Origin of the sequence: Thermus sp., from assembly GCF_037444525.1 — a bacterium.
Lineage (GTDB): Bacteria > Deinococcota > Deinococci > Deinococcales > Thermaceae > Thermus.
On sequence record NZ_JBBIMD010000005.1, the window covers coordinates 43,411 to 52,624 of the forward strand.

Genomic DNA, 9,214 nt, shown 5'->3' on the forward strand with positions numbered 1-9,214 from the left:
ATACTGAGTTGAAGTTTAATCCCCCAAAGCCGCTCCGTCAAGGACTTCCCAGAGCTCCAGGATAATCCGGTGGAGGAGGGCGAAGGCCCTAGGGGTGGGCCGGATCCGCGCCCCCTCCCGCCGCAACAGGCCCTTGGCCTCCAGGGTGCCCGCCCGCTCCCAGAGGAGGGGGCGGAGGGGCAGGCCGGTGCGGGCGGAAAGGGCCTCCAGGTCCACCCCCTCCCTGAGCCTCAGGCCCAGCATCAGCGCCTCCTTGGCGTACTCCAGGGGGGGGATGGCCTCCTCCCGGGGGGCCTCCCCGGCGAGCCAGCGGGGGAGGGGGGGGTTGGTGCGTCGGAGGGCGAAGGGCCCTTCGGGGTACTGGCCTGTGGCCGCAGGGCCCAGGGCGAGCCAGAAGCCGGCCCGCCAGTAGACCAGGTTGTGCCGGGCCTCCTCCCCAGGGCGGGCGAAGTTGGAGACCTCGTAGCGCAAAAGCCCCGCCTCCCCCAGCACCTCCTCCGCCCGCGCCATGGCCGAGGCCGCTTCTTCCGGGTCTTCCTCCAGGCCTAGGAGGGCGAAGGGGGTGCCCTTTTCCACCTGCAGGGTGTAGGCGGAAACGTGCCCTACCCCGAGATCCGCAGCCTCCTTAAGGTCCTTTTCCACCTCCTGCATGGGTAGGCCCAGGATAAGGTCCACGGAAACCCTAAAGCCTGCCTCCAGGGCCTCCTCCACCGCCTTAAGGGCCCCTTTCCGCCCGTGGGCCCGGCCTAGGAAGCGCAGGACGGGGTCCTGGAAGCTCTGCACCCCCAGGGAAAGGCGGTTCACCCCCAGGTCCTTGAGGAGGGCGAGCCTCTTTCGGTTCAGGGTGCCGGGGTTGGCCTCGAGGGTCACCTCCGCCCCTTCCTGTAGCGCCCAGGGGAGGCTTCCGAAAAGGGCCAAAAGCTCCTGGTCCCGGAGGTAGCTCGGGGTGCCCCCGCCCAGGTAAAGGGTGGTGAGGGGCCCAGGGTACCTTTGGTGAAGGGCTTCCGCCTCCTCCCTAAGCCGCCTGAGGTAGGCCTCCACCCAGCCCGGCCCCCGCCGAACCACGTGGAAGTCGCAGTAGGGGCAGAGGGTGGGGCAAAAGGGGACGTGGACGTAAAGGCTTTGCATGAAGGCGCCGCCGCGCCCCTCAGTCTACAAAGAGGAGGCGGAAATCGTTGAGGTTGGTGCCCGTGGGGCCGGTTTGGAGGAGGGTCCCCGCCTGGGCGAAGAAACCCAGGCTGTCGTTTTCCTCCAGGTAGGGCCTGGGGTCCAGGCCCAGGGCCCAGACCCCAGGGGTGAGGAGGGCCCCCGCGGCCCCGCCTGTGCCGTCCAGGCCGTCGGAGTCCGCGGCCAGGGCGTAGAGGGGAGCCTTCAGGTGGGCGTAGAGGGCAAGGAGGAACTCCAGGTTCCGCCCGCCCCTTCCCCGTCCCCTGACCCGCACCTGGGCCTCTCCCCCGGAGAGGAGGAAAAGGGGCCCTTTGAAGGGCACCCCATGGACCCGGATGCCCTCCACCAGCTCCGCGTGGAAGCGGGCTAAGGCCCTCGCCTCCCCCCCAAAGCGGTCCGAGAGGATCACCGCCCGGTGCCCTTCCCCCCTCAGGAAGGCCTGGGCCGCACGGAGGAGGTCCAGGTTTTTGCCGATGATCCTCAGGCGGAGGCGCTTCAGGGCCGGGTCCCCTGGCTTTAGGGTCTCGGGGAGCTTCCCCCTTAGCCCCTCCTCCAGGACCCGCCGCGCCCCGGGGAAGTTCAGGCCGTAGCGGTCTAGGACGGCCATGGCCTCGGCGTAGGTGCTGGGGTCGGGGCTGAAGGGGCCGGAGGCCACCACCGCAGGGTCGTCCCCTGGCACGTCGGAGAGGAGAGAGGCGGTGACCCGGGCCTTTGTGGCGAGGAGGAGCCTCCCCCCCTTGAGGCGGGAGAGGTGCTTGCGCACGGCATTCACCTCCCCGATGCTGGCCCCGCTTCGGAGAAGGGCCTCGGTGAGGGCCCGCTTCTCCTCCAGGGAAACCCCAAGGGGAGCGCACCAGAGGGCGCTTCCCCCACCGGAGAGGAGGGCGAGGAGGTGGGCTTTGGGGGAAAGCCCCCGCAGAAGCTCCAAAGCCTCCTCCGCCGCCTGCACGCTCCTTTTGTCCGGCAGGGGGTGGGGGGCGAAGCGGGCCTTTAGGCCCAAAGGGTCCTGCCCTAAGGGGAGGGTGAGGTGGTAGGGCACGGGCCCGTAGCGCTCCAGGGCCGCCTTCAGCATAGCCGCCGCCCCCTTGCCTACCGCTAGGATGAGGTCGGGTCTCTCCCTGGGGAGAGCCTTCAGGGTGAGGCGGTAGGGGTCCGTGGCCTTCAGGGCCCGGAAGAAGGCTTCCTCCAGAAGGGTTTCCATGCCCGGCCTCCTACAGGGGGGTTTCCCCCTGGTAGAGGAGGGCCAGGAGCTCGGCCATGTGGAGAACGGGCCGGTCCAGATAGGCCTGGAGCTGGGTAAGGCAGCCGATGTTGGCCGTGACCACCAGCTCGGCCCCCGTGGCCTTAAGGTTCTCCGCCTTTCTTCGCCCCAAGGCCTCGGCCAGCTCCGGCTGGAAGAGGTTGTAGGTGCCCGCGCTCCCGCAGCAGAGCTCCCACTCCCCTGGCTCCAGGACCTCCACCCCAGCGGCCTTAAGGAGGCGCCTGGGGGCCTCCCGCACCCCTTGGGCGTGGGCCAGGTGGCAGGCGTCGTGGTAGGCCACCCGGAGGGGGGTCTTGGGGGGTGGGGGCGGGAGGAAGCCGAGCCCGTCCAGGAAGCTGGTTAGGTCCTGGACCTTCTTCCCGAAGGTCCTTGCCTCCTCTTCCTCCTCCTCCCCCAGGAGGAGGGGGTACTCCTTCATCCCCGAGCCGCACCCCGCGGCGTTGGAGAGGACCACGTCCACCTCCCGGAAGGCTTTCATGGTGGCCCGGGCGAAGGCCCTGGCCCCCTCCTTGTCCCCCGCGTGGAGGCTTAAGGCCCCGCAGCAGCCCTGCGCCTTGGGGATGACCACCTCCACCCCGTTTTCCTGGAGCACCTGGATGGTGGCCCGGTTGATGGAGGGCCTTAAGGCCCTTTGGGCGCAGCCCAGGAGGAGGCCCACCCGGGCCCGGCGTGCTCCCTTGGCGGGGTAGACCTCCCCGTAGGCCTCCTCCCGCTCCAGGCGGTGGGGGAGGAGCCTCAGGGGGGCTTTGAGGGGCTCGGGCAAGGGGAGGGGCTCGAGGAGGGGCTTGAGCCGCACCCCGAGCTCCGCCAGGGGGCGGAAGCGCCCGGGGTGGGGCAGGACCTGGAGGAGGGCCAGGCGGTAGGCTCGCTCCAGGGGGTAGCGGTGGCGCTTCTCCTCGCTGTAGAGGCGGAAGGCCCCGATGAGCTCCCCATAGGGCACCCCGCTCGGGCAGGCGGTGACGCAAGCCTGGCAGGCCAGGCACCGGTCCAGGTAGGGGAGGGCCTCCTCCAGGGGGAGGGCCCCTTCCAGCACCTCCTTCATGAGGAAGATGCGGCCTCGAGGGGAGTCCATCTCCTCCCCCAGGACCTGGTAGGTGGGGCAGGTGGGGAGGCAGAAGCCGCAGTGGACGCAGGCCTCGATGGCGTGGGCCATGGGCTCGCCCAAGGGGCCTAGGGTTTCCACGGGGATCCGATGTTGCATGGTCTCACCTTAAGGGGAAGCGCCCCAAAGGGTCCAGGGCCGCCTTGACCTTCCGGAAGAAAGGGTCTTGGGGCTTGGGAAAGAGGGGGTCTTCCGCCCCTTTTAGGACCAGGTGGGCAAGGCCCGCCGCCTTTAGGGCCTTTAGGGCCTCCTTGTCCCCTTCCGCGTAGAGGACGCTACCCCCCATGAGGTAGCGCCGCCTGCCCAAGGGGAGGCCCTCCAGGAGGGGGATGAGGTCCAGGCGGCTAGGGATTTTGAGGAGGAGGGGGCCTTCCAGGAAGGCCAGGTTCCGCACCCCCTCCCAGTGGGCCTCGTCCTCCTCCAGCACCTCCCCTTCCCGCCCGAGGAGGCGCTTCAGCTTTTCCAGCCTGGGGCCGAGGGCCTCCGGGAAGCCCCCGATGCGGATCTCTAGGGTTCCCGGGGGAAGGAGATCTAGGGCCATGAGGTCCAGGGGGGCAAGGAGGAGCCTTTCCAGGGCAGGAAGGGCTTCCTCCAGGGAGGGGAAGGCCACCTGGAGGGTGCGGGTGGCGGGGGGGTGGGGGAAGACCTTGAAGGCGAGCTCCACCAGGACCCCGAAGGCCCCCAAGGCCCCCACCATGAGCCGGTGGAAGGGGAAGCCGGCGGCGTTTTTCACCACCTTGCCCCCGCCCCTTAGGAGGCGGCCCTGGCCATCTACGAAGCGCACCCCCAGGAGGAAGTCCCTCACCCCCCCGAAGCGCTGGGCCAGGGGGCCGGAAAGCCCCGCGGCCACCGTGCCCCCCAAGGTGGCCCCTTGGCCCAAGAGGGGCGGGTGGAAGGGGAGGTGCTGGCCGTGGGCCTTGAGGAGGGCCTCCACCTCCGCCACCGGGGTCCCGGCCAGGGCCACCAGGACGAGCTCCTCGGGGTCGTACTCCACCACGCCCCTAAGCTCGGAGAGGTCCAGGAGGGCCTCCCCCTCCTCGGGCTTTGAGAGGGCGGGCTTGCTCCCGCCCCCCCGGACCCGAAGCCTAGGGTGGGCGAGGACAGCCTCCCCCACTTCCTCCGGGGTCCTCGGCCTAAGCATGGGCCTCCTCCTTGGGGGGGAAGACCTTGCCCCGGTTGGCCAGGCCCATGGGGTCTAGCCTAGCCTTCACCTCCTCCATGGCGGCGATGTCCAGAGGGCTAAACATCTCCGCCAGGAAGGCCCTTTTCTCCATCCCCACCCCGTGCTCCCCGGTGATGGAGCCCCCAAGGCGCAGGCAAAGCCTCAGGATCTCCCCCGCCAACGCCTCCGCCCGCTCCAGCTCCCCAGGCCGCTTGCCGTCGTAGAGCACGAGGGGGTGGAGGTTGCCGTCCCCCGCGTGGAAGACGTTGGCCACCCGGAGGCCATAGGCCAGGGAGAGCCTTCCGATCTCCTTCAGGGCCTCCGCCAGGTGGGTCCTCGGCACCACCCCGTCCTGGACCAGGTAGTCCGGGGAGAGCCGGCCCACGGCGCTGAAGGCCGCCTTCCGGCCCTTCCAGATGGCCTGGCGCTCGGTCTCGTTCTGGGCCACGCGCACCTCCTCCGCCCCGCTTTCCGCGATGACCTGGGCCAGGCGCCTCGCCCCCTCGGCCACCTCCTCCTTCTCCCCTTCCAGCTCCACGATGAGGAGGGCCTCCGCTCTGGGGTAGCCCGCCCGTACCGCGGCCTCCGCGGCCTCGATGGCCAGGCGGTCCATGATCTCCATGGCCCCCGGGAGGAGGCCCGAGCGCAGCACCCGGGCCACCGCCTCTCCGGCGGCCTCGAGGCTCGGGTAGGCCGCAAGCAGGGTGTGGTAGGCCTCGGGGCGCGGGAGGAGGCGTAAGGTGATCTCCAGGGCGATGCCCAAAAGGCCCTCCGTCCCCACGAAGAAGCCGTGGAGGTCCGGCCCCACCCCCTCCAGGCCCTCCCCTCCAAGCCGCACCACCTCCCCTTCCGGGGTCACCACCTCGAGGCCCAGCACGTGGTTGGCGGTCATGCCGTAGCGCAGGCAGTGGGCCCCTCCGGAGTTGAAGGCCACGTTCCCCCCGATGGTGGAGACGGGCTGGCTGGAGGGGTCGGGGGCGTAGTAGAGGCCGAAGGGGGCTGCCCGGCGGGACACCTCCAGGTTCACCACCCCGGGCTCCACCACGGCGATGCGCCTCCCCGGGTCCAGCCTCAGGATGCGGTTCAGGCGGTTTAGGGCGATGACCACGCCCCCCCGGACGGGCAAAGACCCTCCGGAGAGGCTGGTGCCGCTTCCCCGGGCCACGAAGGGCACCCTGTGGCGCCGGCAGATCCTCACCGCCTCCACCACCTCCTCCTTGCGCTCGGGGAGGACCACCGCCAAGGGCCTTTCCCGGTAGGCGGTGAGGGCGTCGGACTCGTAAGGGGCAAGCTCCGCCTCCCGCGTTAGGAGGCGGGGGCCGAAGAGGGCCTTAAGTTCCCTAAGGACTTCCATTTCCCTCCAGTCTACGGGGGGAGGACCCCCTGTATCCAAAGGGTCACGTCCCGCGCCACCTCCTCCGCCCTTAGGTCCAGGAGAAGGTCGTGCTCGCTCTCGTAGGCCATGAGGTCCTTCCGTTCGCTCCCCAGGCGCTCGTAAAAGCGCCGGACCCCCTTGGGGGAGACGGTGGTGTCCCCTAGGGCCTGGACCACCAAGGCGGGGGCCTTCACCTTGGGGAGGAGGGGGTCTGTGGCCTTCTGGAGCCTTATGAGCTCCGCCACCGCGGAGGTGGGGATCCAGGGGTAGTTGGGGCTCTTCTTCCGCCTTGCGGGGTCGGAGACGGAACGGGTGGGGGGGGCCTTGGGGATCAGGGGGTGGAGGTAGGGCGCAAGGCCCGCCAGGGGGTTCTTGAGGGCCAGGGCAGGGGCTAAGGCCACCAGGAAGGAGGCCTCCTCCTCCGCGGCGAGCATTGCGGCAAGAAGCGCCCCCATGGAAAGCCCCACCACCCCCTTGGGCTTGGGGAGGGCCCGGTAGGCCTCGAGGGCCGCCCGGTACCAGTCCCCCCAGCGCACCCCCCTAAGGTCCTCGGGCCGGGTCCCATGGCCGGGGAGGGCGGGCTGGGCTAGGGTGTACCCCGCCCCCCTTAGCGCCCTGGGCAGGGGCCCTAGGGTGAGCACCGGGTGGGAGGAAAGGCCGTGGAGGAGGAGGACGCCCGCCATCAGTCTATGTACTCGTAGGCCACCAGGGTGAGGAACTCAATGAACGCCTCGGAAAGCACGAGCTTGTCCAGGATCTCCTCGGCCTCCCGATACCGGCCCGCTTCCCGGCCCCCAAGCTTGGCGAGCTCCTCCTCCTTCACCTTCTGGTAGAGCTCAGGGGTCACAAGACGGCCGTCCTCTAAGGTGGCCTCCCGGTGGATCCACTGCCAAAGCTGGGCCCTTGCGATCTCCGCTGTGGCCGCGTCCTCCATGAGGTTGAAGATGGCCGCGGCCCCGTTGCCGAGAAGCCACTGGTTCAGGTACTGGAGGGCCACGGAAACGTTGTTTCTAAAGCCCGCTTCCGTCACCCTCCCCCCGGGGACCTGGAAGTTTAGGAGGTCCTCCGCCCCCACCTTCACGTCCTCCCGCTTCACCTCTTTTTGGTGGGGCTTATCCCCCAGGAAGCGGTCAAAGACCTCCATGGCCACGGGCACCAGGTCAGGGTGGGCCACCCAGGTGCCGTCAAACCCCTGCCCCGCCTCCCGCTCTTTGTCCGCCCGCACCTGCTTTAGGGCGCGCTCGTTCACCTCGGGGTCCTTGCGGCTTGGGATGAAGGCCGCCATCCCCCCGATGGCGTGGGCCTCATGGAGGTGGCAACTCTTCACCAAAAGCTCGGTGTAGGCCTTCATGAAGGGCACGGTCATGGTGACCTGGGCCCGGTCGGGGAAGATGGGGGCGGTGGTGGCGAACTTCTTGATGCAGCTGAAGATGTAGTCCCACCGGCCGGCGTTGAGCCCGGCGGCGTGCTCTTTGAGCTCGTAGAGGATCTCCTCCATCTCAAAGGCCGCCAGGATGGTTTCAATGAGGACCGTGGCCCGGATGGTTCCCCGGGGGAGGCCCAGGTAGTCCTGGGCGAAGTTGAAGACCTCGTTCCAAAGCCTTGCCTCCAGGTGGCTTTCCAGCTTGGGCAGGTAGAAGTAGGGTCCGCTCCCCCTTTCTAAGAGCTCGCGGGCGTTGTGGAAGAAGTAGAGGCCGAAGTCAAAGAGGCTTGCGGAGATGGGCTCCCCGTCCACGTACACGTGCTTTTCATGGAGGTGCCAGCCCCTTGGGCGCACCACCAGGGTGGCCACCTTTTCCTTCAGCCGGTACTCCTTCCCCTCCGGGGAGACGAAGTCAATCTGGCGGCGCACCGCGTCCATGAGGTTCTTTTGGCCGCGGATGACGTTGTCCCAGGTGGGGGAGAGGGCGTCCTCGAAGTCCGCCATGAAGACCTTGGCCCCGGAGTTTAAGGCGTTCACGATCATCTTCCGGTCCACGGGGCCCGTGATCTCCACCCGACGGTCCTCGAGGTCCTTCGGGGCCTCGGCCACCCGCCAGCTCCCCCCCCGCACGAAGCGGGTGGACGCCAAAAAGTCTGGCTTTTCCCCGGCCTTATACCGCGCCCAAAGCTCCTGCCGGCGGGCCAAAAGCCCTTTGCGCACGGGGTTGAACTCCCGGTGCAGGGCCACCACGAACCCAAGCGCCTCCTCCGTGAGCACCTCCCCTAAGAGGGGGTGGTCCTTCCTGATCTCCACGCCCTTCATGGTGGCCTCAGCCTACGGGGTTGGGGTGGGTTTGTCAATAAACAAAATCTTTTTTCGGATATTGAAAAACCCGAAGGGATGGGCTACCCTAGGAGCCATGGCCCGCAGGCGCAAGGAAGGCCCCGAGGAGGTGCGCACCCTGGAGCGGGGCCTTAAGGTCCTGGAGGCCCTGGCCGAGGAGAGGGCCATGGGCCTCACCCCCTTGGCGGAGCGGCTTGGCTTTTCCAAGAGCACCCTTTACCGCCTCCTACAGACCCTGGTGCGGCGCGGGTTCGTGGAGGAGGAAAAGGGGGTGTACCGGGTGGGCCCCAAGGCCTTCGCCGTGGGCCAGGCCTACCTGAGCCAGAACCTCCTCCTGGCCGCGCGCCCGGAGATGGAGGCCCTGGCCCGGGAGACGGGGGAGAGCGTGAACCTGGCGGTGCCCGCGGGGCTGGAAGCCCTTTATGTGGATCAGGTGGAGGGCCCCAAGCTGGTCCGCCTCTTCACCGCCCCGGGCTCCCGGGCCCCCCTCCACGCCACGGGGGTGGGGAAGGTGTTCCTGGCCTTCCGGGGGGTGCCGGAGGGGCTTCCCCTCACCCCCTATACCCCCCACACCCTCACCCGCTGGGAGGAGCTCATGGCAGAGCTTGGCGCGGTGCGGGAACAGGGCTACGCCCTGGACAATGAGGAGCGGGAGCTTGGCGTGCGTTGCGTGGCCGCCCCCCTGTTTGGCCCCAACGGGCGGGTGGTGGCCGCCCTTTCCCTCTCCGCCCCCGCAAGCCGCCTCACCCTAAAGGAGGCCCACCGCCTGGCCCCCCAGGTGGTGGAAGCAGCCAAGAAAGCTTCCTTGCGCCTAGGCTATACAGGGGGTGTATACTAAAAGTGGGTAAGTGCCTTTAGCAGATAGGGCACAGGGGGGTATG

The 9,214-nt window shown here is 68.8% G+C and carries 8 protein-coding genes; 1 reads left to right on the forward strand and 7 read right to left on the reverse strand.

Going from position 1 to position 9,214, the window contains the following annotated elements:
* Positions 1-15: 15 nt before the first annotated feature.
* The 7 genes from hemW to aceB are packed head-to-tail and all read right to left on the reverse strand — an operon-like array spanning position 16 to position 8,312.
* Positions 16-1,128: a radical SAM family heme chaperone HemW gene (gene hemW, locus WKI94_RS01450; protein ID WP_337843995.1), complete on the reverse strand. Its 1,113-nt coding sequence runs from the start codon at positions 1,126-1,128 to the stop codon at positions 16-18.
* 19 nt (positions 1,129-1,147) lie between these two features.
* Positions 1,148-2,368, reverse strand: coding sequence for a DUF4147 domain-containing protein (locus WKI94_RS01455; RefSeq protein ID WP_337843996.1), 1,221 nt, complete (start codon positions 2,366-2,368; stop codon positions 1,148-1,150).
* A gap of 10 nt (positions 2,369-2,378) precedes the next feature.
* The gene (glcF, locus tag WKI94_RS01460) at positions 2,379-3,629 is read right to left on the reverse strand and encodes a glycolate oxidase subunit GlcF (RefSeq protein ID WP_337843997.1); all 1,251 of its coding nucleotides are present in this window, start codon (positions 3,627-3,629) and stop codon (positions 2,379-2,381) included.
* Between the two features lie 4 nt (positions 3,630-3,633).
* Positions 3,634-4,671, reverse strand: a complete 1,038-nt coding sequence (locus WKI94_RS01465; protein WP_337843998.1) for an FAD-binding protein — start codon at positions 4,669-4,671, stop codon at positions 3,634-3,636.
* Positions 4,664-6,046, reverse strand: a complete 1,383-nt coding sequence (locus tag WKI94_RS01470; protein ID WP_337843999.1) for an FAD-linked oxidase C-terminal domain-containing protein — start codon at positions 6,044-6,046, stop codon at positions 4,664-4,666. Before WKI94_RS01470 ends, WKI94_RS01465 begins: the two co-directional genes overlap by 8 nt.
* An 11-nt stretch (positions 6,047-6,057) precedes the next feature.
* The gene (locus WKI94_RS01475; RefSeq protein WP_337844000.1) at positions 6,058-6,750 is read right to left on the reverse strand and encodes an alpha/beta fold hydrolase; all 693 of its coding nucleotides are present in this window, start codon (positions 6,748-6,750) and stop codon (positions 6,058-6,060) included.
* Positions 6,750-8,312, reverse strand: coding sequence for a malate synthase A (gene aceB / locus WKI94_RS01480; RefSeq protein WP_337844001.1), 1,563 nt, complete (start codon positions 8,310-8,312; stop codon positions 6,750-6,752). The genes WKI94_RS01475 and aceB overlap by 1 nt, the downstream gene beginning before the upstream one ends.
* 97 nt (positions 8,313-8,409) lie before the next feature.
* Here aceB and WKI94_RS01485 point away from each other — a divergent pair, with 97 nt between their 5' ends.
* Positions 8,410-9,171 carry an IclR family transcriptional regulator gene (locus WKI94_RS01485; protein ID WP_337844002.1) on the forward strand — a complete coding sequence of 254 codons (762 nt, stop codon included), beginning with the start codon at positions 8,410-8,412 and terminating at the stop codon, positions 9,169-9,171.
* Positions 9,172-9,214: the final 43 nt, after the last annotated feature.

Bases quoted from the DNA above. Each gene is read 5' to 3' on its own strand.
- hemW (WP_337843995.1), bottom strand. From the start codon at position 1,128: ATGCAAAGCCTTTACGTCCACGTCCCCTTTTGCCCCACCCTCTGCCCC.
- WKI94_RS01455 (WP_337843996.1), bottom strand. From the start codon at position 2,368: ATGGAAACCCTTCTGGAGGAAGCCTTCTTCCGGGCCCTGAAGGCCACG.
- glcF (WP_337843997.1), bottom strand. From the start codon at position 3,629: ATGCAACATCGGATCCCCGTGGAAACCCTAGGCCCCTTGGGCGAGCCC.
- WKI94_RS01465 (WP_337843998.1), bottom strand. From the start codon at position 4,671: ATGCTTAGGCCGAGGACCCCGGAGGAAGTGGGGGAGGCTGTCCTCGCC.
- WKI94_RS01470 (WP_337843999.1), bottom strand. From the start codon at position 6,046: ATGGAAGTCCTTAGGGAACTTAAGGCCCTCTTCGGCCCCCGCCTCCTA.
- WKI94_RS01475 (WP_337844000.1), bottom strand. From the start codon at position 6,750: ATGGCGGGCGTCCTCCTCCTCCACGGCCTTTCCTCCCACCCGGTGCTC.
- aceB (WP_337844001.1), bottom strand. From the start codon at position 8,312: ATGAAGGGCGTGGAGATCAGGAAGGACCACCCCCTCTTAGGGGAGGTG.
- WKI94_RS01485 (WP_337844002.1), top strand. From the start codon at position 8,410: ATGGCCCGCAGGCGCAAGGAAGGCCCCGAGGAGGTGCGCACCCTGGAG.